This window comes from Streptomyces sp. GESEQ-35, from assembly GCF_017948485.1.
In the GTDB taxonomy this organism is placed as follows: Bacteria; Actinomycetota; Actinomycetes; order Streptomycetales; family Streptomycetaceae; genus Streptomyces.
Genome location: NZ_JAFFSX010000044.1, coordinates 18,734 through 45,382 on the forward strand (window position 1 = coordinate 18,734; position 26,649 = coordinate 45,382).

At 70.0% G+C, this 26,649-nt stretch carries 20 protein-coding genes and 2 pseudogenes; 11 read left to right on the top strand and 11 right to left on the bottom strand.

Annotated features, from left to right (window positions below):
• Positions 1-8 precede the first annotated feature (8 nt).
• The 3 genes from KCH87_RS46500 (at position 9) to KCH87_RS46510 (ending at position 2,543) form a co-directional block, all read left to right on the top strand.
• Positions 9-1,289: an amidohydrolase gene (locus tag KCH87_RS46500; protein ID WP_308299087.1), complete on the top strand. Its 1,281-nt coding sequence runs from the start codon at positions 9-11 to the stop codon at positions 1,287-1,289.
• Positions 1,290-1,306: 17 nt separating this feature from the next.
• Positions 1,307-1,447: a hypothetical protein gene (locus KCH87_RS46505; RefSeq protein WP_210594042.1), complete on the top strand. Its 141-nt coding sequence runs from the start codon at positions 1,307-1,309 to the stop codon at positions 1,445-1,447.
• 400 nt (positions 1,448-1,847) lie between these two features.
• Complete coding sequence (locus KCH87_RS46510; protein ID WP_210594043.1) at positions 1,848-2,543, top strand: GntR family transcriptional regulator; 696 nt, start codon at positions 1,848-1,850, stop codon at positions 2,541-2,543.
• Between the two features lie 13 nt (positions 2,544-2,556).
• Here the strand turns inward: KCH87_RS46510 and KCH87_RS46515 are convergent, their stop codons facing one another.
• Positions 2,557-3,789: an alpha-hydroxy acid oxidase gene (locus KCH87_RS46515; protein WP_210594044.1), complete on the bottom strand. Its 1,233-nt coding sequence runs from the start codon at positions 3,787-3,789 to the stop codon at positions 2,557-2,559.
• 96 nt (positions 3,790-3,885) lie between these two features.
• Here KCH87_RS46515 and KCH87_RS46520 point away from each other — a divergent pair, with 96 nt between their 5' ends.
• The 3 genes from KCH87_RS46520 to KCH87_RS46530 all read left to right on the top strand — a co-directional run bounded on the left by KCH87_RS46520 (position 3,886) and on the right by KCH87_RS46530 (position 7,033).
• A complete protein-coding gene (locus KCH87_RS46520; protein WP_210594045.1) occupies positions 3,886-5,328 on the top strand; it encodes a hypothetical protein in 1,443 nt (480 codons plus the stop codon).
• Complete coding sequence (locus KCH87_RS46525; RefSeq protein ID WP_210594046.1) at positions 5,325-6,626, top strand: M20/M25/M40 family metallo-hydrolase; 1,302 nt, start codon at positions 5,325-5,327, stop codon at positions 6,624-6,626. Before KCH87_RS46520 ends, KCH87_RS46525 begins: the two co-directional genes overlap by 4 nt.
• A gap of 98 nt (positions 6,627-6,724) precedes the next feature.
• Positions 6,725-7,033: a hypothetical protein gene (locus tag KCH87_RS46530; protein WP_210594047.1), complete on the top strand. Its 309-nt coding sequence runs from the start codon at positions 6,725-6,727 to the stop codon at positions 7,031-7,033.
• Positions 7,034-7,140: 107 nt separating this feature from the next.
• Here KCH87_RS46530 and KCH87_RS46535 read toward each other — a convergent pair whose 3' ends face one another.
• The gene (locus KCH87_RS46535; RefSeq protein ID WP_210594048.1) at positions 7,141-8,577 is read right to left on the bottom strand and encodes an MFS transporter; all 1,437 of its coding nucleotides are present in this window, start codon (positions 8,575-8,577) and stop codon (positions 7,141-7,143) included.
• Positions 8,578-9,395: 818 nt separating this feature from the next.
• Between KCH87_RS46535 and KCH87_RS49825 the strand changes: the two genes are divergently transcribed.
• Positions 9,396-10,334, top strand: coding sequence for a hypothetical protein (locus KCH87_RS49825; protein ID WP_247197858.1), 939 nt, complete (start codon positions 9,396-9,398; stop codon positions 10,332-10,334).
• A 17-nt stretch (positions 10,335-10,351) separates the two neighbouring features.
• Here the strand turns inward: KCH87_RS49825 and KCH87_RS46545 are convergent, their stop codons facing one another.
• The 8 genes from KCH87_RS46545 to KCH87_RS46580 all read right to left on the bottom strand — a co-directional run bounded on the left by KCH87_RS46545 (position 10,352) and on the right by KCH87_RS46580 (position 19,025).
• Entirely contained in the window at positions 10,352-11,044 is a 693-nt protein-coding gene (locus KCH87_RS46545; protein WP_210594049.1) for a response regulator transcription factor, read from the bottom strand.
• A complete protein-coding gene (locus tag KCH87_RS46550; protein ID WP_210594050.1) occupies positions 11,041-12,345 on the bottom strand; it encodes a sensor histidine kinase in 1,305 nt (434 codons plus the stop codon). Before KCH87_RS46550 ends, KCH87_RS46545 begins: the two co-directional genes overlap by 4 nt.
• 7 nt (positions 12,346-12,352) lie before the next feature.
• Positions 12,353-14,608 carry an MMPL family transporter gene (locus KCH87_RS46555; protein ID WP_210594051.1) on the bottom strand — a complete coding sequence of 752 codons (2,256 nt, stop codon included), beginning with the start codon at positions 14,606-14,608 and terminating at the stop codon, positions 12,353-12,355.
• Positions 14,609-14,837: 229 nt separating this feature from the next.
• Positions 14,838-15,440, bottom strand: coding sequence for an SRPBCC family protein (locus tag KCH87_RS46560; RefSeq protein WP_247197859.1), 603 nt, complete (start codon positions 15,438-15,440; stop codon positions 14,838-14,840).
• Between the two features lie 139 nt (positions 15,441-15,579).
• A complete protein-coding gene (locus tag KCH87_RS46565; RefSeq protein ID WP_210594059.1) occupies positions 15,580-16,221 on the bottom strand; it encodes an SRPBCC family protein in 642 nt (213 codons plus the stop codon).
• A 138-nt stretch (positions 16,222-16,359) separates the two neighbouring features.
• Positions 16,360-16,998: an ABC transporter permease gene (locus KCH87_RS46570; RefSeq protein ID WP_210594052.1), complete on the bottom strand. Its 639-nt coding sequence runs from the start codon at positions 16,996-16,998 to the stop codon at positions 16,360-16,362.
• A gap of 571 nt (positions 16,999-17,569) precedes the next feature.
• Positions 17,570-18,616, bottom strand: a complete 1,047-nt coding sequence (locus tag KCH87_RS46575) for a medium chain dehydrogenase/reductase family protein (protein WP_210594053.1) — start codon at positions 18,614-18,616, stop codon at positions 17,570-17,572.
• 121 nt (positions 18,617-18,737) lie between these two features.
• Positions 18,738-19,025 carry a Dabb family protein gene (locus tag KCH87_RS46580; protein ID WP_210594054.1) on the bottom strand — a complete coding sequence of 96 codons (288 nt, stop codon included), beginning with the start codon at positions 19,023-19,025 and terminating at the stop codon, positions 18,738-18,740.
• Between the two features lie 193 nt (positions 19,026-19,218).
• Here KCH87_RS46580 and KCH87_RS46585 point away from each other — a divergent pair, with 193 nt between their 5' ends.
• Positions 19,219-21,060: a multicopper oxidase family protein gene (locus KCH87_RS46585; protein WP_210594055.1), complete on the top strand. Its 1,842-nt coding sequence runs from the start codon at positions 19,219-19,221 to the stop codon at positions 21,058-21,060.
• A 34-nt stretch (positions 21,061-21,094) separates the two neighbouring features.
• On the opposite strand, the pseudogene KCH87_RS46590 reads toward KCH87_RS46585, so the two are convergent.
• A pseudogene (locus KCH87_RS46590) lies at positions 21,095-22,353 on the bottom strand (RNA-guided endonuclease InsQ/TnpB family protein).
• Between the two features lie 296 nt (positions 22,354-22,649).
• Here KCH87_RS46590 and KCH87_RS46595 point away from each other — a divergent pair.
• The 3 genes and pseudogenes from KCH87_RS46595 to KCH87_RS46605 all read left to right on the top strand — a co-directional run.
• Positions 22,650-25,358, top strand: coding sequence for an AAA family ATPase (locus KCH87_RS46595; RefSeq protein WP_210594056.1), 2,709 nt, complete (start codon positions 22,650-22,652; stop codon positions 25,356-25,358).
• Between the two features lie 35 nt (positions 25,359-25,393).
• Positions 25,394-26,035 carry a TetR/AcrR family transcriptional regulator gene (locus tag KCH87_RS46600; protein ID WP_210594057.1) on the top strand — a complete coding sequence of 214 codons (642 nt, stop codon included), beginning with the start codon at positions 25,394-25,396 and terminating at the stop codon, positions 26,033-26,035.
• A gap of 290 nt (positions 26,036-26,325) precedes the next feature.
• Positions 26,326-26,649: pseudogene (locus KCH87_RS46605) on the top strand (cytochrome P450); the annotation flags it as partial.

A 26,649-nucleotide genomic window follows, 5' to 3' on the forward strand; every position in this document is an offset into this window, starting at 1 on the left:
GAACTCTCGTGAACCACGCTTCCCACCCTCTGGCAGCCGGGCTGCCCGCACTCCTGCCGGATCTGCGGGACGTGTACGAAGACCTGCACGCCCACCCCGAACTCTCTTTCCAGGAGAAGCGCACCGCCCAGATCGTCGCCGGCAAACTGCGCGACCAAGGCTGGGACGTCACGGAGGGCGTCGGTGCGACGGGTGTGGTCGGCGTGCTGCGTTCTGGTGAGGGGCCCACGGTGCTGCTGCGCGCGGACATGGACGGGCTGCCGGTCAGGGAAGAGACCGGCCTGCCCTACGCCTCCACCGTCACCGCGCTCAATGACCAGGGCGAGACGGTGCCGGTCATGCACGCGTGCGGGCACGACGTCCATGTGACGTGCCTGCTGGGAGCCACCGCGCTGCTGGCCGCCGACAGGGAGTCCTGGCGCGGCACGGTCGTGGCGGTCTTCCAGCCCGCAGAGGAGGTCGGGGGCGCCCCCTCGATGATCGAGGACGGTTTCCTGGAGCGGTTCCCCCGGCCCGATGTCTGCCTCGGCCAGCATGTAGCGCCTATTCCCGTCGGTTTCGCCGGCACCCGGCACGGCACGGTTATGTCGGCCTCCGACAACCTGCACGTGCGGCTGTTCGGCACCGGTGGTCACGGATCGTCGCCGGAGACCACCGTGGACCCGGTCGTCATGGCCGCGGCGATCGTCATGCGACTGCAGACCGTGGTCTCCCGCGAAGTCGGAGCCACCCAGATGGCGGTAGTCACCGTCGGCGCGCTGCGAGCGGGCACCAAGGAAAACATCATCCCCGACACCGCCGACTTGAAAATCAACATCCGCAGTGCCACGCCCGCCATGCGTGAGAAGGTCCTCACGGCCGTCAAGCGGATCATCCGCGCCGAGGCGGAAGCCTCCGCCGCGCCCCGGGAACCTGAGATCACCGAGCTGCCGGGCTTCCCCGTCACCGTCAACGACCCCGAGGCAACCGACAAGGTGCTGGCCGCTATGGCCCAGGTGCTCGGTCCGGAGCGGGCCTTCACCCTGCCCCACGCCCTGCCCGGCAGCGAGGACTTCGGCACATTCGGATCGGCCCTCGGCGTCCCCTCGGTGTTCTGGCACTTCGGAGGCCTGGACCCTGCGAGCTTCGAAGGCTTCCGCCTGGAAGACCTCATCGACCAGGGAGTGCCCGCTGACATCCCCGGCAACCACTCACCCCGCTTCGCCCCGCTGGCCGAACCCGCCCTCGACACCGGCGTGCGCCTGCTGCTCAACGCGGCCGCTGAGTGGCTCGGCCACCCCGGCACCTGATGCGGACGGAGACAGCCATGGCTCGGCCCGCGGACACCCTTTTCATCAACGCCGACTTCCTCACGATGGACCCGGCCCGCCCACAGGGGCAGGCTCTGCCCGTACGTCGCGGCCGCATCCAGGAGCTCGGCTCCCCACGTCGGCTGTCTGCGAGGTGAACAGGTCGTCGGCCAGGACGTCGCCCCACCGGCGGACGTGGTCCATGAACAGGCTGATGGTGGCACCGAGATGAGTGGCGCGGCGGAACTGTGCCATGGACGGCATCGACGAGAGCGCTGTCGGAGCAGCTCTCGGCGTCGTACCGATGGCGTTCCAGGCGTGGTTCACTCCGTTCGAGAAGCCCCGCTCGAAAGCGAGATTGATCAGCGTGCACCCAGGGGAGCTGGTCCCTCGCCTGTCCACGCTGCTGACGGGCTCCCCGAGGTGAGCCGAGCGAGTATCTCGGCCGCAGCAAAATTGGCCTGGACCGTACCATCAAGATGCGAAAGATTGTTGCACAATAGTTGGGAGTATCGTATCCGGTCGTAGTGGGAACACGTATGTGGATCAAGGAGCGTCATGGTCGTGTCAGCCGCCGATCCAGCCGATGTGCGGACCGCGCCCGAGCGCGTGGCCGGGACGTTGCGTGATGAGTTGCTGGACGGGGCTCATCCGGTGGGCACTCGCTTCCGCGAGGAGGAGTTGGCGGAGCGTTTCGACGTGGGCCGGCATACGATCCGCTCGGGGCTGCGGCTGCTCGTCGAGCGTGGTCTGGTGGTGCACGAGCGGCACCGCGGCGCGATCGTGGCTCCCTTGAGCAAACAGCGCATCGACGAGATCTTCGATTACCGCAAAGTGCTCGAACTCGGCGCGTTGCGCATGGCCCTGGACGCGAAGGCGGACTTCGGCCCGGCGCTCGCCGAGGTCGAACGGCTTGAGGCGTTGGCCGAGCGGTCACCCGGCCCGCTCTGGCGAGAGGTGACGAAGGCTCACGGCGCCATTCACCGGGCGATCGTCGAGGCGGCGGGAAACCAGCACCTGGTGGAGAGCTATCACCGTTGTGAGGACGAGATCCGGCTGCTGCTCACCTTCGTCCGCCCGGACTTCGACGCCGCCCGCCTGGCCACGGTCCACCGTGATCTCATCGCGAAGCTCCAGTCGGGCGGGAAGACCGCACTCGACGCGCTCACCGAAGACATCGACGGCATGGGCCGAGCGGCGTTGCTGGCCGCGCTGCGGCGTGCCGAGGCGAGTGCACGCCTGCTCGGTCATTGATGCGGGGCAGGGTTCAGCGGGGGAGCAGGCGGGCGTGGCGGGAGTCGAGTTCGTCGATGTGCGCGACGCCGAGCAGCTGCAGCGTGCGGACGACCTCGCCGGCCAGGATGTCCAGGGCGCGAGTGACTCCGGCCTGGCCGCCGGCCATCAGTCCGTAGAGGTAGGCGCGTCCGACCAGCGTGGCGCGAGCGCCCAGGGCGCGGGCGGCCACCAGATCGGCGCCGCTGGTGACGCCCGAGTCGATGAACACCTCGGCACGCTCGCCCACGGCGGCCACCACGTCGGGCAGCAGGTCCAGCGGGGCGGGGGCGCGGTCGAGTTGGCGGCCGCCGTGGTGGGAGATGACGATGGCGTCGGCCCCGAGGTCGACCACGGTGCGGGCGTCGTCGACGTGCCCGATGCCCTTGACGACGAGACGGCCGGGCCACTGATCGCGAAGCCAGGTCAGATCGGCGGTGGTCGCGGTCGGGTCGAACATCTTGTTCACCAGTTCGGCCACGGTGCCGTTCCACGCGTTCAGCGAGGCGAAGCTCAGCGGCTCGGTGGTCAGCAGATTGCCCCACCACGCGGGATGACGTGCCATGCCGAGCAGGGTGCGGGCGGTCAGCGACGGCGGGATCATCAGTCCGTTGTGTGAGTCGCGAAGCCGCAGGCCCGCGACGGGGGTGTCGACGGTGAGCACGAGGGTGTCGTAGCCGGCCTTGCGGGCGCGCTCGACGAGATCGGTCGAGGCGTCACGGTCCTTCCACAGGTAGAGCTGGAACCAGTGCCGCCCGAGGGGCGCCGCCGCGGCGACGTCCTCGATCGAGGTGGTGCCCATCGTGGACAGCGCGTAGGGCACCGACGCGGCCGCGGCCGCACGGGCGACCGCGCGCTCGCCCTCGTGGTGCATCATCCGGGTGAATCCGGTCGGCGCGAGAACCAGTGGCAGCGACGCGGTGGCCCCGAGGATGGCGGTGGCCGTGTCCACCGACCCGACATCGCGCAGGACCCGCGGGCGAAACTCGACCCGTGCGTACGCCTCGCGGGCCCTGCGCAGGCTGATCTCCTGCTCGGCGGCCCCGTCGACGTAGTCGAACACCGCGCGTGGGCAGCGGCGGCGGGCGATCGCGCGCAGATCGGCGATGGTGAACGCCGACTGAAGGCGCCGTCGCGTGGCGTTCAGTTGGGGCGGGCGCATCCGCAGCAAGGGCTTCAGTTCCGCATAGCGGGGGAGCCGGCGGCGCTCACGCGCGGATGCGGGCATGGGGCGGTCCTTCCGTACGACGGTGTACGAGGGGGCGGCCGATCGCGGCGCATACCAGCCGGTTGAAACTCCGCGTCCGGTGACCATGGTGAGATTGTGGCACAAAAATTTGAAGCTTGTGTCACAATAATTGGAAGGCATGCACCACCATGGCCTTCGGGCATCACACCGAGAACTGTCGAGCGGTACGCAGGGGTGACGATGGAACGCTGGGACGATCTGCTCAGGCCACGCTCGCGCACCGGGCTGCTCACGCTCGCGGAAGCGGAAACCCGGCTCGGGAGCGTCGCGTCGGAGTTGGGCGCGGAGCGGGTCAAGCTGGGGCAGTCGCGGGCGGGCAGGCCCGTGGAACTGGTGCGCATCGGGGCGGGGCCACGGCGTTCGTTCTGGTACGGCGGCCCGCACGCCAACGAGCCGCTGGGCATATCGACGATCGTGGAGCTGGCCGAGCGGCTCGCCGCGCGGCCCGGCCTGCTGGCCGGTGACATCGGGTTCGACCTGCTGCTGTGTATCGATCCGGACGCGTATGTACTCAACGAGCGCTGGTTCGCGCCCATCATCAACATGGCGGACTACTACCGGGGCTTCTACCGGCAGGCGATGGACGAGTGTCCGGACTGGGACTTCCCCGTCGTGTACCGCTCTACCTCCGGAACGTTGCGGCGGGCGCCGAAGCTCCCCGAGACCCTGGCGCTGCTGTCCGGGCTCGAGTTGAGCCGGCCGTACGTACTCAACGCGCTGCACAATGCCGAACTCGGCGGTGTGCACTTCTGTGTCCTCGGCGCTAGTGACGGTCTGGCGCAACGGCTCTCGGCCCTGCCCGCACGATTCGGGATGCCGCGTGAAGAGGCGATGCTCGACGATCCGGGCGCCGAACCGCTCGCGCCGGGCGTGTTCGGCCTGCCGGACCTGACTCCCGCGTACGAGGCGGTCCTCCAGTCGGGGCACGAGGACCCGGCGAGCCTGCTCCCGCTCGGCGAGTCGGCGGCGGCGTGGTGCGCGCGGTTCGGCACGGTCACCGTCGTGGCCGAGATTCCCTACTGGTCGGCCTCCGGGCAGCGCTTCAATGCCGGGGAGACCCTGGGAGATCTCGCCCGCGGCACGGCACGGACACTGAACGAATTCGCCGCCTGGCTCGACGATTTCACCGTGACGCACGTGGCTTACCTGCCGATGAGTGATCCGCATGCCCGATCGACGTTGAACGCGGTCGGGATGATGACGCGCATCGCCGCGGGACTGGGCGCGTGGGCGGACAGCGACGCGGCGAAAGGGCCCGCAACTTCTGACGCGGTCGCGCGGTACGAGCTGATGCTCGGCCTCTGCCTGCCGCAGCGCTACCGCAGCATGTTGTTCTCGGCTTTGACCACGGCGCAGGCGCCGCCCTCCGTCACCGCTGCGGCCGAGGCGGCATTCCAACACGGGCTGGATGCTCTGGCAACGATCCCGTGCACGGCGTACCCCGTCACAGAACTCATCGACATCCAGCTCACGGCCGGTCTCATCGCCACTGACCACGTGACGAGCAGCGCGCGATGATCGACGAGCGGCGGCTGCTGGACGACCTGGCACGCTTCGTGGCCATACCCTCGGTCAGCGCGGACCCTGCCATGGCAACAGACGTACATCGCTGTGCCGCGGTCGTGGCCGAGGCCTTCCGCGATGTCGGGATCGACGCCACCACGGTCACGGCAGCCTGCGGTTTGCCGGCCGTCGTCGGCCGCGCCGAGGGCCCACCCGGAGCACCGACCGTGCTGCTCTACGCGCACCACGACGTGCAGCCCGTCGGGGACCTGGCCGCGTGGCAATCGGATCCGTTCACGCTCACCTCGCGCGAGGGGCGCCTGTTCGGACGCGGTGCTGCGGACGACAAGGGTGGCATCGCCGTGCACCTTGAGACACTCCGCGCTTTGGGCCCCGATCTGCCCGTGTCGGTGGCGGTGCTGATCGAGGGTGAGGAAGAAATCGGCTCGCCGACCCTCGCCGCGCTGCTCGCCGAGCACGCCGACCTGCTGCGCGCCGACCTCGTGCTCGCGCCGGACGCCGTCAACGCCGGACCGCTGGCCCCGACCCTGACCGTGTCGCTACGCGGACTGTTGAACGTGCTCGTCACGGTGCGCACCGCGGAGCGTCCGGTGCATTCCGGCATCTACGGGGGCGCGGTGCCGGATGCACTCAGCGCCCTGGTACGGCTGCTCGCGGCGCTGACCGATGAACACGGCGCCGTCGCCATCGAGGGCCTGCACCGCCGTACCGGCACTACGGGCGGCCCCGACGCGGGTGTCGTGCGCGCCGAGGCCGGAATGCTGCCCGGCGTTCATCTTGTCGGGCACGGATCCATGGCCGAACGGCTGTGGGACGGACCCGCGCTGACGATCACGGGAATAGACGCCCCGAGCGCCATGGGGGCGGCGAACGTACTACCACCCATCGCCCGCGCCGCCATCAGCGTCCGCCTTGCACCCGAAGACGACCCCGGCGACGCCCTGAGCGCTCTGAAGATCCGGTTGGCCGCATACGCACCGTGGGGCGTGCATCTGGACGTCGAACCCGTGGCGATGGGCCGCGGCTGGCGTGCCAGATCGGCGTCACCGCACATGACACTCGCGCGCCAGGTGCTGCAAACAGCCTTCGGCACTCCAGCGACCACCGTCGGCGTCGGCGGCGCAATCCCCTTCGTCGCAACGGTCCTCGATGCGATGCCCGAAGCCGACATTCTCGTGACCGCCGTCCAGGACCCGCTGACACAGGCGCACGCACCCGACGAGTCGGTCGCGCAGGCGACGCTCGCCGCCGCGACACGCGCCGAGACCGAGATGCTTCGCAGGCTTCGCTGAAGACCAGAAGTTCCCTTCCCGCCTCGACAGCGGGTGGCGTCGGACCTTTCCCATGGCGCGGACCGCCGCGGTTGCCCTGGCCCTGACACTCGCCGCCGGTGCGCTCGCGACACGAGCACGCTCGTCGTCGTTCAGCAACTCCTGGACAGGATCGAACAGGCGAACGCCAACTGGCCGAGCAGGTCGGCAAATTCGCCGCGCGTCCGCGCGAGACGGAGGCCGAACGCGAAGCACTGCGGATCACGGCCGAGACCATCGGCGTGACGGCCGCCGATCTCGAACCTGAGCAGTCACCGGCCCTGGTGCTGCCGGGCCGCGCGGCCCACCAGCAGACCATCAACGTATCGACCACGAACACCAACCACTACGCGGCGCGAGGCACAAACACGTCGAAGGCACTCGCGTGAAACTCAAACGCCTGGTCGGCCTCGGCTTCCGCACCGAGGCCGAACCTGGATTGTTCCAACAGCCCTGCCCTACGGCACAAACAGGGCCCACCGACCGGCGCCCCTCATCAATGCCGGTCCGCAGGACGGTAGAAAAGGAAGGACAAGACCAAACCGGCGAAGCCGAGTGATGCGCTGATCCAGTAGACGGCTTCGAAGCCGCTCCAGGTCGGGGCCTGCGTGCCCGGGTCGAGGTGTGCGGCGAGAACGCTGGCCGCGATTTGGGCACCGAGGACGGAGCCGACGGCTTTCAGGACGAACGCGAGGCCGCTGACGGCGCCGGTGTGTTCGCTGGGGACGGTCTTGACGAGCATGTTCATCACGGCGGTCAGCCCGAGTCCCTGGCCGATGCCGGTGAGCAGGCTGGCGAGGGCCAACGCCCAGATTCCCCGCCCGGCGAACATGACAAGACTTGAGGCGGACAGAACGATCATGGTGAGCGCCATCACGCCACGCTGGCCCAGGAGGCGTTCAAGCTTTCCGGTCAGCGGTCCGGCGATCGCGGCGGCCACGCCGAGTGGCACAAGCAGAACGCCGGCTTCGGTCACGGTCTTTCCGAGACCGTATCCGGTTGCGGGCGGCAACTCGACGATCATCGGCAGAGCCAGGAGCACGGCGAAGCTGGCGAAGCCGATGACGAAGGACATCACGCAGGCCAGCATGACCGGGCGGCTCGCCAGGCGGCGTAGGTCGATCAACGGTGCCGCGGTCCGCAGTTCCACCGCGACGAAGGCGGCCAAGAGCACGAGGGCGGCGGCGAGGAAGGCAAGGAACCGGTTGGATGTCCAGCCGTCGTCGGGAGCGATGGTGAACGCGCTGAGCAGGAGGGCCAGGCCGCCGCCGAGCAGTCCGGCATCGAGAAGGCCGAAGCCGACGCGGTCGCCATTGACCCGCTCGGACATCGGTGGACAGGCGGGCATGAACAACCACACACCGATGAGCGTCAGCAGCAACGCCAGCAGCGGTATCCAGAACAGCCACTTGAAGGACAGATGCTGCGCGATCGGCCCAGCGAGCAGTGTGCCGGCGACGAACCCCGCTCCGGCCACGCCGATGATCAGTCCGTTTCCGATTCTCGACCACTCCGGGGTCTGCGTGTCGCGGATGATGCCGATTGACAAGGGCACTACGCCGAGGCCCACCCCCTGCAGAGCCTGCCCGATGATCAGCACGGCCAATGACGGAGCGAGCGCCGAGAGCAAAGTCCCCAAGGCCGTGATGGCCAGAGCAGCCAGGAGGATACGGCGCTTGTCACGGATGTCGGCCAGCCGGCCGACCACCGGCGTGGCCACCGCGCCCGCCAGGAGCACGCTGGTGATCGCCCACGCGATGTCCTGGGTCGAGGCGTGCAGCGATGTTCTGACCAGCGGCAAGGCTGGCAGGAGCATGGCCTCCAAGGCCTGGTAGATGAAGACTCCAGCCGAGAGCAGGCCGAGCACAGCGATGGTGCTGCCTGCCGACCTGTCCGGCTGCACACGGTTCGAGCGGATCTGCGAAAGGGCCATGGCAACTCACCTTCTGTGATGCCCGAACGCCGGGGGGACGCGCGGGGCTGTGTGGAACCGCCGCCCGGCCACGTCGTTCTGCAAGAGAACCTTCATAGGCCTTGCGGGGGTGTGACGCCTGTCGAGCCCGAGGGTCGTGTGGAAGCTGAAGAGTTCGTCCACCTGCTCACGCGCTGTGTAGCGCGGTCGTGATCCGGTCTCGTGGGCTCACGTCACCGTGGTCCTCGCCTACCGGTAGGGACAACCTCCCGTCCTCGTCGATCCGCGCCTCTCAAGGCTGCGGGCTGGGTAGCTGGAAGTATTGTGATACAAGATTCCAGAAGTTGAGCAACAATGTTTCGATTGGTTGTATCACCGTTACCTTCGTCCGGCCAGGGCTACTGGCCACGGGAGCGGCGAAGGCCACCTGGGTGAGCGAACGCGCGGGATCTCGATCCTGGTACCGGCCCCGCGTCGCTGGGCGCGTACGTTGCCAAGACCGCTGAGCGGCACGCGGCGATCTCGAAGGACTTGCTGGGCGAGGCCGACCTCGGTGCGGCACAGGCGGGCGGCGACTGGCGCGCGCGGCTCGCGGCCGTGCTCCGCCCCTCCGCACGCACCTATCCCGCTCCGGTGGCGAGCCGCATCTCACCGGACGCGACACGCGCCGGCGTACGCGCCGCCGCCGAAGCTTCGATCCACGCCGAAGTCCTCCACGAACCGTCTCGCGGTCCGCGCCCGAGACCGCTCAGGAGTGCGGAGGGGCTTCTGCCCGCCCTGGCTGATCGCACCACGGCCGTCGCCTCGACGGCGGCCTCACCCTGCCCCAAGGAGCCACGATGCTCGCCGTCCTCGGCTTCGCCACACTGGGCAGCTTCATGCTGCTCGTGATGCGCAACTACCTCTCCGCCTTCACCGCCATCATGCTCACGCCGATCATCGCCGCCCTCATCGCGGGCAAGGGCGGCAAGCTCGGCGACATGATCATGAACGGCCTGGACACCGTGGCCTCGACCGCGGCCCTGCTCCGCTTCGCCGTCCTCTACTTCGGCCTGACGATAGAGGCGAAGCTCTTCGAGCTTTCGACGCTGGACAGAGTGCGACCATGTGTCAAGTCGACAAGGCGGAGTTCGGGCGCGCAGCTTGCGGTGCACGGCGGGGTCCGGGAGCGGAATGCTGGACGTATGAGGATGGCGTCCCGGGTCACGTCCGCGGGCCCGTACAGCGTTCAACTCACCTTGCCCGCCTCCGGGGTGAGGCATCCGGTGGCCACTGACTTCGGCGGCGTACGTGGCCCAGTCGCCCGCGGAGAGATGTTGCCAGGAGACGGCGACGTCGGTGTGGATGCCCGGGGCGCGGGCGAGGGTCGCGGCGGGGATCTCGGTGGCGAGCTGGAAGAGTGCGGTGCTGCGGGTCTGGGTGGGCCGGATGTCGAAGTTGTTCAGCCGCTGCGTCAGCCGTGTGGTGCTGATGGGACGTCCCGGCCGGCCGGCCGGGAAGAGCCATGGCGATGGAACCAGGGTGCCGATGGGCGCGTGGCCCTTGCGGTTCGCGGCGACCGCGCGGGCCGGTTCGGAGACGGGCTCGGGCAACTGGACGGGTGTATTGCCGTCGCGGCCAGGGTGTTCAGGCCGCGGACCGGGACACTCCTGCCCGTGATCTTGGTGTGGTCGAACTCGGCGCCATGCTTGCGGGCCGGGAGTCCACGTCCACGGACGCCAACGGCTCCGCGGCGGGCAGCGGCAGTGTGTGCGCGGCCGGCCGCGTGGAGCCGCTGAGGGGCCTCGGTATCGGACTACGACAGGCGGTCGGTGTCGCTGTCGGGGGCGGCGTGGGCCAGGCCCGTCCGGTAGGCGATGACGACGAGTTGGGCCCGGTCGCGGGCCTCCAGTTTCGTCATGGCGCGCTGCACGTGGGCGCGGACGGTGAAGGGGCTGAGGAACATCCGCTCGGCGATCTCCTGGTTGGACTGGCCGGTCGCGACCAGGGTCACCATCTCGCGTTCGCGCGGGGTGAGCGCGGCGAGCTGTTCGGGGTGGTGCGGCGGGGAGTCGGCCGGTGTGGCCAGGAAACGGGCGACCAGGGAGCGGGTCGCGGCGGGGGAGAGGAGGGTGTCGCCGTCGGCGATCGTGCGTACGGCGTTCAGCAGGTCCTCCGCCCCGATGCCCTTGCCGATGAAGCCGCCGGCCCCCGCGCGCAGCGCCTGAGCGACGTACTCGTCGGTCTCGTAGGTGGTGAGGATCAGGATGCGGCTGGCGCGCAGTTCCGGGTCCGCGCAGATCTCCGACGTGGCGGTGAGACCGTCCACCTCGGACATACGGATGTCCATGATCACCACATCCGGGCGCAGCTCCCGGGTGAGTCTCACCGCCTCCCTGCCGTCGGCGGCCTCGCCGACCACGGTGATGTCGTCGGCGCTGTCGAGAAGCAGCCGGAAGGCGCCGCGCAGCAGGGCCTGATCGTCGGCGAGCAGCACTCGGAGCGTCACGGCGCATCCCCGGCCTCTGCGTCGCCCGTCCGTCCCTCGTCTGTCGGTCCGTCAGGCGTCTGCCCCTCGACGGTTGTTGCTCCGTCGGTCCTCCGTGCCGTGTCCTTGGCGGGCGGGAGGGGCAGCTCAGTGGAGACGAGGAAGCCGCCCTCCGGGCGTCTGCCCGCAGAGAGGTGTCCTCCGACCGCGGCGGCACGTTCACGCATCCCGATCAGACCGTAACCGGGCGGACGCTCCCCGGTAGGCGTCGTACGAGCGCCCCCTCCGTCGTCGGCGATGGTGATGGCCACACGATCGCGGTTCCAGACGAGACGCACCCGGGCGCCAGAGGTCGTACCGGCGTGCTTGGTCACGTTGGTCAGGGCCTCCTGGACGATGCGGTAGGCGGTGAGGTCAACTCCAGGCGGCAGCGGCCTGGCCGTGCCCTCCTGGTGCACCGACACTTCCAGACCCGCGCGGCGGAAGGACTCGATGAGCGTGGGAAGTCGGTACAGCCCGGGCGCCGGTTCGGCGGGCGCGGCCGCGTCCCCGGACTGGCGCAGCAGACCGACCGTGGCCCGCAGGTCGTCGAGCGCGTCGCCGGTGGTCGCGACGAGTTCCTTGAGGCTCTTACGGGTCTGCTCCGGGCGGGTGTCGAAGAGGTGGTCGGCGACCGTGGCCTGCGCGTTGGCCAGGGTGATCTGATGGGCCACCAGGTCGTGCAACTCCCGGGCGATGCGCACCCGTTCCTCGGCGACTCTCCGGCGCGCCTCGCTCTCCCGGCTCTGCTCGGCCCGCAGGGCCCGCTCCTCCACGGCCGCCAGGTAGGCCCGTCGGTTCTGCACTGAGTGACCGAGTACGCCGGCCACCAGAGGGAACGCCGCCACCGCTCCCACCCTGCTCGCGTCCTTCCATGAGAGGGCCCCGAACAAGGGGGTCGAGGCGACCAGCAGCGCCACCGAGATGAGCGCCACCGCACTCGCCGCGCGCCGTTCGGTGCGCGCGGTGAGCGAGTAGGAGTAGGCGGTGATCACGGCGGGGGCCACGATGAGCGGGCTCAGCAGGAGGCCCAGGGACGGCGCCAGCACGCCACTCGCGGTCGTGACCGCCATGGCGGCCAGGGGCGCCCGGTGCCGCACCGGAAGCACGGCACAGGACACCACGGCGATGAAGTAGGCGACGGCGGACGGCGGTGACAGCGTGCTGCCGTCGTCCTGCACCACGCCGCCGAGCAGACAGAGCGCGAACGCCGTCGCCGTGATCGCTCCCTCCCGCCACCACGTACCGCGTGATCGCGGGTCATCGACCCCCGTCTTCGTCATGGCCGGATCAGTGCCGGTAGTCGTGGACACGTCGGAGCTGCGGCACCGTCGCGTCCAACTCGGTCGCGGAGGCCGGGACATGCCTGCTCAGTTTCTCTCCCTCGATATCCACGTTCGGCAGCACGCGGTTCAGGATACGAGGCAGCCACCAGGCCCGGTGGCCGAGCAGTGCCAGGACCGCGGGTGCGATCGCCATCCGGACCACGAAGGCGTCGAAGGCGACGGCGGAGGCCAGGCCGACGCCCATCGTCTGGATGGTCGGGCTGTTCATCCCGATGAATCCGGCGAACACGCTGATCATGATGATCGCCGCCGCGGCCACCACACGTCCGCTGTGCCGGAAGCCGTTGACGATCGCCTCGCCGGGGGAGGCGCCATGGACGTAGGCCTCCCGCATCCGGGTGAGGAGGAAGACCTCGTAGTCCATGGCGAGGCCGAACACGATGCCGATGATGAGGATCGGCATCAGCGACATGACCGGTCCGGTCTGCTCGATGCCGACCAGATCCGCCGCCCAGCCCCACTGGAAGACGGCGACGAGGACGCCGAAGGCGGCACCCACCGACAGCAGGAAGCCGAGCGCGGCCTTGACCGGGACCAGGACCGAGCGGAAGACCAACGTCAGCAGGAGCACCGCCAGGCCGATGACCACGGTCAGATAGGGGAGGAGGGCGTCGGACATGGCTTCGGAGATGTCGATGTTCAGCGCGGTGGTGCCGGTCACCAGGACGGCGGCGCCCGTGTCGGCCTCGACACCGGAGACCGCGCCCCGGATCGCCTGCACCAGGTCCTTGGTCTCGCCGCTGTTCGGCGCGGTCCGCGGGACGGCGGTGAGGACGGCCGTGTCCTTGGTCCGGCTGAGAACCGGATCACCGACCGACGCGACCCCGTCCACCCCCCGTACGGTCCTGACGACCTGGTCCGTGGTGGCCCGGGTGTCCGCAGACCCCGAGGATGCCGACGTGTCCACGACCACGGTCAACGGGCCGTTGAAGCCGGGGCCGAAGCCTTCCGACAGCAGGTCGTAGGCGCGGCGCTCGGTGGTCTGCACCGACTTGGACTCGTCGCCGGGCAGCCCGAGTTCGAGGCTCAGCGCCGGTAGGGCGACGGCGCCGAGACCTAGTCCTGCGATCAGCAGCACGGGCACCGGCCGGCGCAGCACGAACCGCGCCCAGCGGGTGCCGAGCCCGGGCCGGCCGGCCGAGGTGGGCACCGGGCGCCCGATTCCCTGCCGGGTGGCTTTGCGGGCGGCGCGGGACAGTATCCGCCGGCCGAAGTAGCCGAACAGCGCGGGGACCAGGGTCAGTGCGACGAGTACGGCAAGGACCACGGCGCCCGCGCCGCCCATGCCCATCTTGGTGAGTTCGGGGATTCCGACGACCCCCAGCCCGACCAGGGCGATGACGACGGTCGCGCCGGCGAAGACGACGGCGGATCCGGCCGTGCCCACCGCCCGGCCGGCGGCCTCCTCCGGCTCGCTGCCCTGGGCGAGTTCGTCGCGGAAGCGTGAGGTGATGAAGAGCGCGTAGTCGATGCCGACCGCAAGCCCCAGCATCAGCGCCAGGATGGCGACGGTGGACGTCAGGCCCAGCGGCACGGCCAGCGCGGAGACCAGGCCGAAGGCGATGGCCACGCCCACGAAGGCGGTCAGCAGCGACAGTCCGGCCGCGACCAGCGACCCGAGGGCGAGGATCAGCACCAGCGCCGCCACTGCCACGCCGATGATCTCCGTCGTACCGCCCGGTTCCTCTTCCGATTCCAGGGCCGAGCCGCCGATCTCCACGGTCAGCCCCGCGTCCCGGGCCTGGCTCGCGGCGTCATCGAGGGCGCTCTTCGTCGGCTCGGTCAGGTCGACGGCGTCCGCGGTGTAGGTGATCGTGGAGTAGGCGATGGTGCCGTCCTCGCTGACAGCGCCGGTCTCATAGGGGTCGGTGGCCGACGCGACCTGATCGCCTCCGTCCAGCGAGCCGAGCGCGTCCTCGACTGCCGCCTTGTTCTGAGCGGCCGTCACCCGCTGCCCGTCCGGGGCCTGGAACACCAAACGGGCCTCGGCACCCTGGGAGTTGCTCTCGGGGAAGCGCTCGTCCAGCAGGTCGAACGCCTTCTGCGACTCGGTGCCGGGCATGGAGAGGTCCTCTTCCTCCGCGGCCGGCGCCAGGGCGGCGGCCGCCACGGCCACCACCAGAGCACCCAGCCACAGACGAAGCACGAGCCGGCGCCGCCGGAAGGCCCACCGTCCGATCCGGTAAAGAAATGTCGCCACTTGTTGATCACTCCAGACGCCGCTGGGAAAGGGGAATGCGCGAGATCCGCGCGCCTCCCACACTTCCCTCCGGCGCCTGGCCGGGCATCGTCCCCCGTCACCGTCTTCCCCTGGTGCGCCCGGACCAGCCACTCACGTGTCCTGGTGCCTACGCACCACAGGCCGACTTGGGCCTCAACGGGGCGGGTTTGACATGGAGTTCAGTGACCCGGGGTTACAGCCGGACGTGTCAGTTGCCCCTGTGGCCGGTGCAGCCGGTCTTCGTCTCGGCCGTGCTCTTGAGCCGGTTCACCCAGTCGTTGAGCCCGGCGTCGAGGGCGGCCTGGTTGCCGGGGATGTCGGCTTCGACGGGAGCGCCTGCCCAGGATTCCTCGGTGGTGGCGAGCACTCCGCCCTTGACCGGCTTGAAGGTGAACAGGTGTACGCCGTCGATGCCGTTCACGGGCGCGGCCCATGCGGTGCACCGCAGCCGTCGGACCGAGGCGACCGTCGAGGTGACCTTCATGTTCTGGGGGGACCATTCGAAGACCGAGCCCGGTCGTAGCGGTCCCGGCGTCGTCTTCCGCGCCGGTGTGATCTCCGGTATCCAGGTGGCCCATGCGTCGATGTCGGTGTGCAGTTTCCAGACCGTCGTCAGCGGTGCCTTGATGAGGACGCTTGCGCGGCTGATGACCGGTGCGTTCTTGTCGACGGTCACGCCCCGGCATTCCTGGTAGGTCCCGGCACCGGGCTGCGCCTGGTGCGCCGCTGCCACGGACGGCGCGGACAGAGTCGTCGCCGTGGCGACCGCGGCGACAGCCATGCCCTGCATGAGTTTGCGTCGTGATGTCATCGAGTCGGTCTCTTCCTCAGTGGTCCTGTACTGCTGGTGTGCTGGTGTCGATCGTCCTGGCGGGCGTCTCGCCGTCGCGTCGGCGAAAACCGCGTAGCTCGACAACTTCGTGGCTCGACGCCGTAGGTATGCCGGCCGGTCACGGGCACGGTCCGCCGCTGTGGGCCTCCGCGGTGGCCTTCAACTCGCGGAGCCACTGGTCGAGTCCCGCGCCGAGGAGCGCTGTCGCGGTGGGAACGTCCGCTTCGACCTGGGCGCCGGTCCAGGTTTCCTCGGTCTGTACGCGCACGCCCCCCTTGACCTTGGTGAAGGTCCACACGTGGACACCCTCGTCGATGCGCAGCCCGTCTCCGATCGCGGGTCCGCTCCACCGAATGCAGGAGTCGCGGGCCAACTGCTGGACAGTGGAGGTGATTTCCAGGGTGGTGGCGGGTGTGGTGGGAGTGGCGGGTGCCGGGGTCCTCCACCGGAACTGCGAGCCCTTCCGGAGAGGGCCGGGGTCGAGACGCTTGATGGAGAGAACCGGTGCCTGCCACGACGGCCATCGTTCGACGTCGGCCTGCAACTTGAAGACGGTGCTCAGCGGCGCCTTGATCACGATGTCGGACCGGTAGCGGATGAGGGCGGCGGGGTCGACGCCCTTCCCCTGGCACTGGAGCGTGCCGGTGCGGTGGGCGGCTCCGGTCCGGGCGGGGGCGGCCTGGGCGGGGCCGGTGCTTGCGAGGATGCCGACGGCGGCGAGTGAGGCCGTGATCGCGGTGGTGCGCACGCGCACGCGCATTCGGGGCCGGCGCAGGGGCGGCTGACCGGGCAGGGGTGAGGGGCTGTTGCTGGGCATGGTGTTCCTCTGGTGGTGGGTGACCGGGATCGAATGGCGGGGTGAGTGGCGGGGTGGCCGTCGCGGAGCGTCGGTGCGGTTTCAGCGCCGGGAGTTCTGGGGGCGCCCGGAGAGCGAGCTGAGGCGGCGGTGTTCGAGGATCGCCGCGATGGCGTAGGCGCTCCCGCCGGCGAGGGTGAGGACCCAGTAGAGGCCGGGGCTGCCGAGGAGGAGTGCGCCGGTGGAGGTGAGGGCGAGCCAGGTGCCGAGGCTGTAGTGGAGGAGGTTGCGGCGGTGGGCGCCTTCGGCGATGTAGAGCAGGCCGACGACGAAGCCGGAGCCGGTGGGCCAGAGCAGGGACTGCACGTCGGGCATGTCGAGGGTGGAGGCCAGGCCCGTGATGGCGAGGAACAGCGCGGCGAAGGCGGTGATCCAGGCCATGCCGAGGAGCTTGCCGGAGAGAACGTCGTCGGGCTCGGTGGCGGTGCGTTGGGCGCGCAGGGCGGCGACGGTGGCCTGGACGGTGCCGACGGCGAGCCCGGCACCGAGGAGGGCCATGGGCAGCCAGCCGGGCAGGTCGAGCAGCGGGGCGTCGCCCTGGGAGAGGGCGGCGGAGCCGTGGCCGAGTACGTAGGCGAGCCCGAAGCTGATGTAGGTCGCACGATTGTCGACGTCACCCGGGAGGTGTGCCGCGGCCGGGCGGCCGGTGGTGGCCGGCGTGACGGTGGTGGTGAGGGACATGGCGGAGCCTTCCGGGGTCGTGGGGCGGAGCGTCGGATGGTGCGTGAGTTCACGAGGCGTGGCCCGGTGCGCTAGCGCGTGGTCGGGGCGAGTGCCGGTGGGGCCGGTGTGCGACCGGGGGCAAGCGGTGCGCTGGTGAGTGAGTCCGTTGCGGGCTGAGCCGGGATGGGCGTGGCAGGCGGCGTACCAAGGGGCCTCGGTGAAGTCAGCTGCGGTTCGGCAGCGCCCCGAAGGGGCGCGGGGCTGTAGCGATGTGCGGCTCCGCCGCGTGGGCGCGACCAGCCACGACGGACCCGCAGTCGATCGACGGCACATCGCGGCACTTCCCGCGGGGCGCTTAGCGCTGGTCGGCGTCGTCGGCATGGTGCGCGGCGGCCTCAGGCCGGCCGGACAGTCCCTGAGCGGCCGTGGTGAAGTCGGCTGCGGTTCGGCAGCGCCCCGAAGGGGCGCGGGGCTGTAGCGATGTGCGGCTCCGCCGCGTGGGCGCGACCAGCCACGACGGACCCGCAGTCGATCGACGGCCTATCGCGGCACCCCCCCGCGGAGCGAATCGGCGGCGGCACTCACACTGTCACGCTTCAGGCACGATGATGATCTTGCCGGCAACGGTGCGGGACTCTGCGAGCGTCATCGCCGAAGCGGCGTCCGACAGCTGGATCTTCGCGGCGATCTGCGGGATGAGGACGCCGTCGGCCACCAGGCGCAGCACCTGGGTGAGGTCCTCGTTCATCCGCTGCTGCCAGGACGTGCGGCAGCGGCGCTTGCCGGCCCAGAAGTTGTAGAACTGTGCGCTCTTGCCGTTGGGCAGGGAGTTCCAGGCGGTGAGCCGCGCGAACAGCTTCAGCACCGGCACCTGTGAGTTGCCCTCGTTGTCCTTGGTGGCCGCGCTGCCGTACGAGACCAGCGCTCCGCCCCGGCGCAGCAGCCGCCACGACTGCTCCACTCCGGCGCCGCCGACGTGGTCGAACACCGCGTCCACGCCGTCCGGGGCGAGTTCGCGGATCCGGTCGTACATGTGCGGGTCGCGGTAGTCGACCGGGCTCGCGCCGAGCGCGCGTACGGTCGCGTGGTGCCGCTCCGACGCCGTGCCGATCACGGTGATCCCGGCGTGACGGGCCAGTTGCACGAGCGTGGAGCCGACGCCGCCGTTGGCGCCCAGCACCACGATCGTGCCGCCGGTGCGGACCTTGGCGACGCGATGCAGCATCTGCCAGGCGGTGACGCCGTTGACGAGCACGGTCTCCGCGGCGGCCGCGTCCACTTCGTCCGGTACGGGCATCAGGTCCGCGGCGTCGATGAGGAGGTGGCTGGCCCACGCACCGGTCTTGGTGACCGCGGCGAACCGGCGTCCGACGAGCGCGGCGTCCACCTCCGGGCCGACCGCCGTGACGGTGCCGACCAGGTCGTAGCCGGGCACGAACGGGAACGGCGGCTGGTCGTAGTACGTGCCGCGCCGCATCTGCTGCTCGGCGAACGACACGCCGGTCGCGTCCATCCGCAGGACGACCTGGCCTTTGACCGGGGCCGGAAGATCGCGGGTGCGCAGCTCCAGGCCGTCCGGTTCGACGGCGCCGGGCAGAACGATCTCGGTGATGGAGCTGGTGACGGTGCTGGTCATGGCGTACCTCTAGAGGTTTCGACTGTGTGCTTACGGCCGTAAAGCTACATGTGTTAGCTCAAGCGTGGCAAGGGGATGCGCCGATAAACTTCACGGTGTAAGGCGAAGGGCCCCCGCGGTACTAGCCGGTCTCGTAGTGGCGCCTCTGCAGCTCCGCGACCTTGGCGCCGAACTCGGGGTCGGGGTCGGGGTCGTCCGTGATGTCGTACGCCTCGAACTTCTCGATCAACGGGAATGCGAACCGTTCCGACCTGGTGTGGGCCGGGTGGGTCAGGTACTCCTCGTAGGCGTTCATGTCCTCCACTACGGAGATGGACCGGCCCTGCTCGTGCAGGATCTCCAGCGCCTCCTCGAACTGCTCCGGGGTGATGCCTTCCTTCAGCTTTATCCGGGTGCCGTGGTAGATCATCGGGCTCTCTTCCGGTTGCGTGGTGGGGGTGCCGCCGACGGTCGCTCCTCAAGCACGACATGGTCGGGCGGCCAGGCTTGTACGGGCGCACGCACCCTCGCGTCGGTGAAGTCCGCCTACGAGGCCACGGTCGGCGCCGCATGGGCGATCACCACCGACGCGAGCACGGATGGCTCGCAGTCACCGTGATCAGGTGTTCGAGACTCTCTTCCTTGCAGATGCGGTGCTCGCCCTGCCGGCGATGGCCGCAGCACTCGTCCTCGGCGGTCGGGCGTCCGGTACCGAACGGCGGCTCCGTCGATGGCTGTACATCACCGCGGCCCTGGTGGCGGCACGGCTGGTCGTCGCCTGCGTGATCCTCAGCGGTGGGATGGTGCTGGCCGACTCACGGCTGCTCGTGCAGGTCCCGCTGGCGGTCCTGCCGGTCGCCTGGGCGGTGTGGAAGCCTGGCCGGACGGCCGCTCATGTCGGCGTGTCCGGCGTGCTGTTGTCGGTCTGGTGGCTCTTCGTGCCGTTCGGTCCCCAGGACACGGTGTACGTACTCATCGGATCCGTGGCCGCGTTGGCGATGATCGCCGGGCTCTCCACGGGACTCGGCCGGTGGCGTCGATCGGGCTCACGCGTCTCGCGCATGCCCTGGCTGTCGGCGGCGTTCCTGCTGGTGCCCGCGCTGGCGCTGGTTCTGGGCAGCCAGGCGAACGCCGTACCGGGCGGGCATCACCACTCCGCGGCCGGTGAGGTCAGCGTCGATCAGCTCACCGGCCCGCGCGACCGGGAGCCCGACCTCCGGCTGACCCTGACTGCGGCCCGGAAGACGGTGCGGCTGGCTTCCGGCCGTACCGTCGACGCGCTCACGTTCAACGGCGTCTCGCCCGGACCCGAAATCCGGGCGAGGAGAGGGCAGTTGGTCGAGGTGACGCTCGTGAACACCGACGTGGAGGAGGGCGTGACCGTGCACTGGCACGGCGTCGACGTGTCCAACGCGGAGGACGGGGTGCCCGGCGTGACACAGAACGCCGTCCGGCCGGGGGAGCGGCACGTGTACCGGTTCGTACCGAACAGGGCGGGCACCTTCTGGTACCACACGCACCGCGACGCCCTGGACTCCGTGGAGCGGGGGCTGTTCGGAGCGCTGATCGTCGAGGACACCCGGGAAACCGCCTTCGACGGGATCGAGCGCACGCTCTTCACCCATCAATGGCCCGCCGGTGACTCCTCGGCCCTCGCCTTCGGCAGGGACGACCGACCCACCCGGTACACCGCCGACGCCGGCCGGCCGGTTCTGCTGCGGCTGATCAACAGTTCCGCGGAGCCGCGCCGGATCCGCATCGGCGGCACACGCTTCACCGTCGCGGCCATCGACGGCAACGCGATCCAGGGCGCCGAACCGGTCGGTCCGGGAACCGATCTCCTGCTGGCCGCCGGCGGACGCTACGACATCACCTTCACCATGCCGGACGGTCCGGTGACCCTGGACTACTCCGGGAACCAGGGCTCCGCCGCACTCGCCTTCAGCCCGGACGGCAAGGCGAAACCCGCCGACCTGTCCGACGGCTCGCTGTTCGATCCGCTCACCTACGGCTCGGGCGCCCTCTCCGCACCGGACAGTTACGACCGCACGTACGACCTCCGGCTGGACGACGGCTTCGGCTTCAGCCAGGACGGGTTCGGCTTCGTCAGCAGCCTGATCAATGGCCGGCTGTACCCGGCGGTGCCCACACTGGAGGTCACCGAAGGGGACCAGGTGCGGGTGCGTATAGCCAACCGCGGCGTCAACGACCACCCACTGCACCTGCACGGCCATCGCGTGCGCGTGCTCTCCCGGGGCGGCGAGCCGGCCACCGGCAGCCCCTGGTGGACCGACACCCTCAACATCGCCCCGGGCGAGGTCTTCGAGATCACCTTCACCGCGGACAACCCCGGCATCTGGATGGATCACTGCCACAACTTCGAGCACGCCGCCAACGGCATGATCATGCACCTCGCCTACACCGGCGTCAGCAGCCCGTACTCGGCGGATGACATGCCCGATTGAATCCTCCCCTCCTTGAAGGGAGGGGATTTCTGGCTCAGGCTGCCATCCGGGGCGGCGCCCCAGGCGGTCTTATGCCCTCGCCGCCAGCCGGGTTGAGACCAGCCCGGACGAGCATCACGCGTGCGGAATTCTTGTCCCTCGGAGAGGAGATTCCGCAGGCGGTGCAGGTGTAGGTGCGCTCACCCAGCGGCTGGGGGTCCCCCCACGCCCTTAAGGCAGTGGGGGAGCGTGCTTGGCTCTCGCTCCGCAGTGCGCGCAGTCCATCGTGGTGTGCGCGGGGTGTACCAGGTGCACGCGGCGTGCGTGCTTGCGGCCCATATCGATCAGGGCCCGTTTGGTGGCGCCGATGGCGGCGTCCGCGGCCTTCCTGGCCATGGTGGACTTGGCCAGGAACTTCGGCCTGAAGTCCTCGACAGCAAGAGCGTCATGGTCACGCACGACCCTCTTGGCCCACTTGCGGCCGGTGTCCTGCCGCTGCCGGGCCACCTTCTTGTGCGCCTTGGCCCGCAACCGCTTCGCCTCGCGGTACCCCTTCGAGGCGGCCTGCCCCTTCTTCGGCTTGCGCCGGGCCATCATCCGGTCGTAGCGGGTCAGCTTCTCCTTGGCCTTCCGGCCGTGCTGGGTGTGCGGGAGGTCATGGGCGTTGCTGGTGGTGGTCGCGGTCTCCTTCACGCCCCAGTCGATGCCGATCACGCCGCCGGTGGCGGGGAGCGGCTGCACCTCGGCGGGGACGACGAAGCCGGCGTACCAGTGCCCGAGGCTGTCCTGATACACGCGCACTGATGACGGGTCGGCCGGGAGGTCTCGCGACCACACCACTGTCAGGGCGATGCCGCCCGCCAGGTGCAGCCTGCCGTCCTTGAGACGGAAGCCACGCCGGGTGTAGTTCAGCGTGGGCAGCGTCTCGCGCTTCTTCTTCCACTTCGGCATCCCGGCCCGCTGCCGCATCGGCAGACGTTCCGTGATGTCCTTCTGGGCCTTGGCGCGGGACTTGCCGAAATCCCGGATCAACTGCTGCTGCGGAACGCTGGCCCCTTCCCGGAGCCACGCATTCGCGGCGCGGGCCTCGGTCAGCATCTTGTCGAGCTGCGCCGGGCCGCAGGTCCGCTTGTCCGTTCCCTCGGGCCGGTTCTTGTTCCAGCCGTGGACCTGCTTCGACTTGGCCACGCACTCATTCCACGTCCACCGGCACCGGTCCCACTCCGCCCGCAGCAGCGTGTGAGCGGTGGACGACACGCGAAGCCGGAACGTGTACCGGGCACGCCCCGCTCCGCCGGCCCCTGCTGCTCCCACCACACCCTCACCCCCGTCCACGGTCCGGCCACCCCAAGGCCTGCCGGACGACCGTACGTGCGGGATCCGCACACCCGCACCCCTCTCCCACTGCGATCACTCCTATCGGCGAACACGGGCACACGTGTTCGTCTGCACCCGGCTCCGCCGGGCGAACCGCAGCGGCGCTCCGCGCCCGGGAAGCAGGATGCGGCGACGCTCCGCGCCGCTGTCACGGGATGCGATTCCTCCCCGGCGTGAACGCAGGGACCTCCTCGCAAGAGATCAGGTGACGGCGGTCGCCTAACGTAGGCGGTATGACGTCGGCCCACTCTCCCGGTCAACTCGTCGGCAGACAGGCCGAGATCAGGCGCATCGACGAGTTGACCGGCGCCGCGCGCGCGGGCCGGGGCGGGGCACTGGTCCTGCGAGGCGAGGCGGGCATCGGCAAGAGCGCACTGCTGGACCACGCCCGGCGGGCGGCCTCCGGGTTCCGGACCGTCCAGGCGTGCGGGTCGCAGTACGAGAGGGAGTTGCCGTTCGCCGCCCTCCACCAGCTGTGCCTGCCGATGCTGCCGCATCTCGACGAACTGCCCGACCGGCACCGCGAGGCCCTGCGGAACGCGTTCGGACTGGTCACGGGCGCGCCTGACGTGTTCCGCATCGGTGTGGCGACCTTGGAGCTGCTGTCCTGCGCGGCCCGCGAACGCCCGCTGCTGTGCCTGATCGACGACGCCCACTGGTTGGACGCGGCGTCGTCGAAGGTGCTGACCTTCCTCGCCCGGCGTGTCACCTGCGAACCCGTCGCCATGATGTTCGCGGCCCGGCCGCATCGCGCCGCGGGTGAACTGGACGAACTGCCCGGCCTGTTCGTCGGCGGGCTGAGCGACACCGACGCACGGACGTTACTGACGGCGAAGAGTCATGTGACGCTCGACGACCAGATACGTCAGCGGATCATGGCCGAGGCACGCGGAAACCCCCTGGCGCTGCTCGAACTGCCCAGGGCCGGCGGGTTCGCCCCGCCGGACACGTCGTCGGTGCCGACCCGGATCGAGCGCGGTTTCCAAGCCCGGCTGGCCGACCTGCCCGACGGAGCGCGGCTGCTGCTGACCGTCGCGAGCGCCGACCCGACCGGCGATCCCGGCCTGCTGTGGCCCGCCGCGCGACAACTGGACCTCGACCTGACGGCGTCCGGTGCGGCCGCGGCCGCCACCGGTCTGGTCGAGTTCTCCACCCGCGTCCGCTTCTGCCACCCGCTGGCCCGTTCCGCGGTCTACCGGGCCGCCGAGACGGAACAGCGCCGTACGGCTCACCGGGTGCTGGCCGAGGTCACCGACCCGGTCATGGACCCCGACCGGCGCGCCTGGCACCGCGCCCAGGCCGGCACGGGACCCGACGAGGACGTCGCCGCCGAGCTGGAGCGTTCCGCGTGCCGTGCCCGGTCGCGCGGCGGCGCGGTGGCCGCGGCGGCCTTCCTCGAACGCGCGGCGGAACTGTCGCTGGACGCCGACAGACGGACTGAACGCACGCTCACGGCTGTGCGGGCGAAGCTCGACGCGGGCATCGACGACAGCGCGGCACAACTCCTGGCGACCGTCGAGAACGCGGCACTGGACGAACTCCAGCACGCCACGGTCGATCTGCTGCGCGGACAGATCGCCTTCGTACGCAACACCGACGGCAACGGCCCGATGCTCATGCTGCGCGCCGCCCAGCGGCTCGCGGAAACGGACCTGGAACGGTCCCGCGAGTGCTTCCTGGACGCGCTCGAAATGAGCCTGGTCGTCGGCCGGGCCACCGGTGTGATGGACATGGTCCTGGCGGCGGCACGGTCCGCGGAGCCGGCGCCGCGTTCCCCGGACGTCCTGGACGCGTTGATCCGGCTGGCCGCGGACGGACACCGGGCCGCGGTTCCGCTGATACGAAGCGTTCTCGACGGCGATGGCGATGGCGACGGCGATGGGGCGCCGATGTGGACCCGGCGGCCCGGACTCGCCGTCATGCTCGCGGGCGAACTGTGGGACCCGCACGCCCTCGGGGCGATCGTCGAGTGGCTGATGAAGACCGGCCGCGAGTCGGGTTCGCCGCTCCTGCTGCGCCTCGGCCTCGCCCAGCTGGCGTCCCACGCCGTCCTGACCGGCGACCTGGGTCAGGCGATGGCGGCGATCGCCGAGGAGGAGGCGATCACCGACGCGACCGGCGGACCCCCGGTGACGTATCACCGGCTGCAACTGGTCGCGATGCGTGGCCGCCGCCAGGAGGCCCTGGAGCTGTTCGAGACGGTCACCGCGGCGGCGACGGTACGCGGCACCGGGCAACTGATCGCCAACACCCAGGTGACGGCGGCCGTGCTGCACAACGGCCTGGGCGACTATCCGGCCGCACTGACCGCGGCCCGGCAGGCCGCCGCGCACGGCGACCTCTTCCTCGCCGGCTTCTCCCTGCCCGAGCTGGTGGAGGCGGCCGTCCGCTGCGGCGAGCGGGACGAGGCAGCCAGGGCCCTGGAATCGCTGACCGAGCGCACCGACGCCAGTGGAACCGCCTCAGGCCTGGGCATCGCGGCGTACGCACGAGGGCTGGTGACCGGAGTCGAGGACCACTACCGGGAGGCCGTCGAGCACCTGGAGAAGAGCCCCATGGTCCCGTACCGAGCCAGGGCCCACCTCCTGTACGGGGAATGGCTGCGGCGCGAGGGCCGCAGGCGCGACTCCCGCCTGCACCTGCGTACTGCTCACGAGTTGCTGTCCGAGGTGGGCGCCGAAGCCTTCGCCCGGCGGGCTGCGGACGAACTGCGTGCCACCGGCGAAAAGGCCCGCGGCCGGTCCGGGCCCGCCTACGACCAGCTCACCGCGCAGGAGGTGTACATCGCACGGCTGGTCTCCTCCGGCGCGACGTCCAAAGAGGTCGCCGCCCGGCTGTTCCTCAGCCCGCGCACCATCGACGCGCATCTGCGCAACATCTTCCGCAAGCTCGGCGTCACCTCCCGCAGACAGCTCAGGGACCATCCCGGCCTCGGCATCTGACAACGCTCGTAAGTTTTGCGATGTAAGGTGATGGCATGGGAGACGACACGTCAGCGACTCGCGTCCGCGTCCGCAACCGCCGGGGGGAGGGCGATCGACTGCGTCACGAGATCGTGGCGGCGGCGGTCGACCTGCTCGACGAGACCGGTGACGAGAGCGCCATCACCCTGCGCTCCGTCGCTCGCCGTGTCGGAATCGCCGCCCCTTCGATCTACCGTCACTTCCCCGACCAGCCCGCCATCATGCTGGCCGTGGTGCGCAGCGCTTTCACCGAGCTGGACGAACAGTTGCGCACGGCCGTGGACGCCGCGGGTGACGCACCCCGTGAACGGCTTACGGCGCTGTGCCGGAGTTACCTGGAGTTCGCTCTGGCCCATCCCGGCCGCTACCGCACGATGTTCGGGGGAGTCTGGGTGCCCGATCTGAACGAGAGCTCCGTGACCGAGGAGGACATGGTCACGCTCGGCCGGGCGAGCATGCGGCGACTCACCGAAGCCCTCCAGGACTGCGTCACCGCCGGCTGCGCGACCAGCACCGACGTGTCCGCCGACGCGGTCGCGCTGTGGCTCGGCCTGCACGGACTCGCCCACCAGCGAGCGGTCGCCCCCTCGTTCCCCTGGCCGCCGGACATCGCCGACCGTGTCATCACCACGCTCGCGCACTTCACGGACGCGTAGGAGTCCGCTTCCGCACTCCCGCGTATCGGAAGGCGTCGCCCATCGGCGGGTCGTGCGTGAACCGACCGCTCCACCGAACCGTGAAAGCCGAGGACTTTCGGGCAAGGTTGATGCCCAAACGTGCCATGATCCGCCCGAAATCACCGGCGACTGGGTTTTCGCCCACCACGATGGTGATCGTGCGGGACGCCATGAACACGGGCCCAGGAGGTGCGTCCCGTCGGCCACCTTGTCGATTTTCGCGGTACGACCTGGGAGACCCAGACACCCGATCGCCCTTGGGAGAACCCATGCCCACCATTCCGGTCAGCGACGTCGACCTCTACACGGAGCAGGCGCGTATCGACCCCTACGCGATCTACTCCGAACTCCGGGCTCTCGGGCCGGTGGTGTACCTGTCCCGGTACGACCTCTACGCGCTGCCCCGCTACGCCGAGGTACGCGCGGCCCTGATGGACTGGCAGATATTCTCCTCGGCGCGCGGGGTGTTCGTGGATCCGGCGATGAACGCCCAGCTCGAAGGCATCACCCTGTGCAGCGACCCGCCCGAGCACACGGCGATGCGTTCAGTGCTCGGCCGTCCGCTGCGCCAGGACCGTATGCGTGAGGTCACG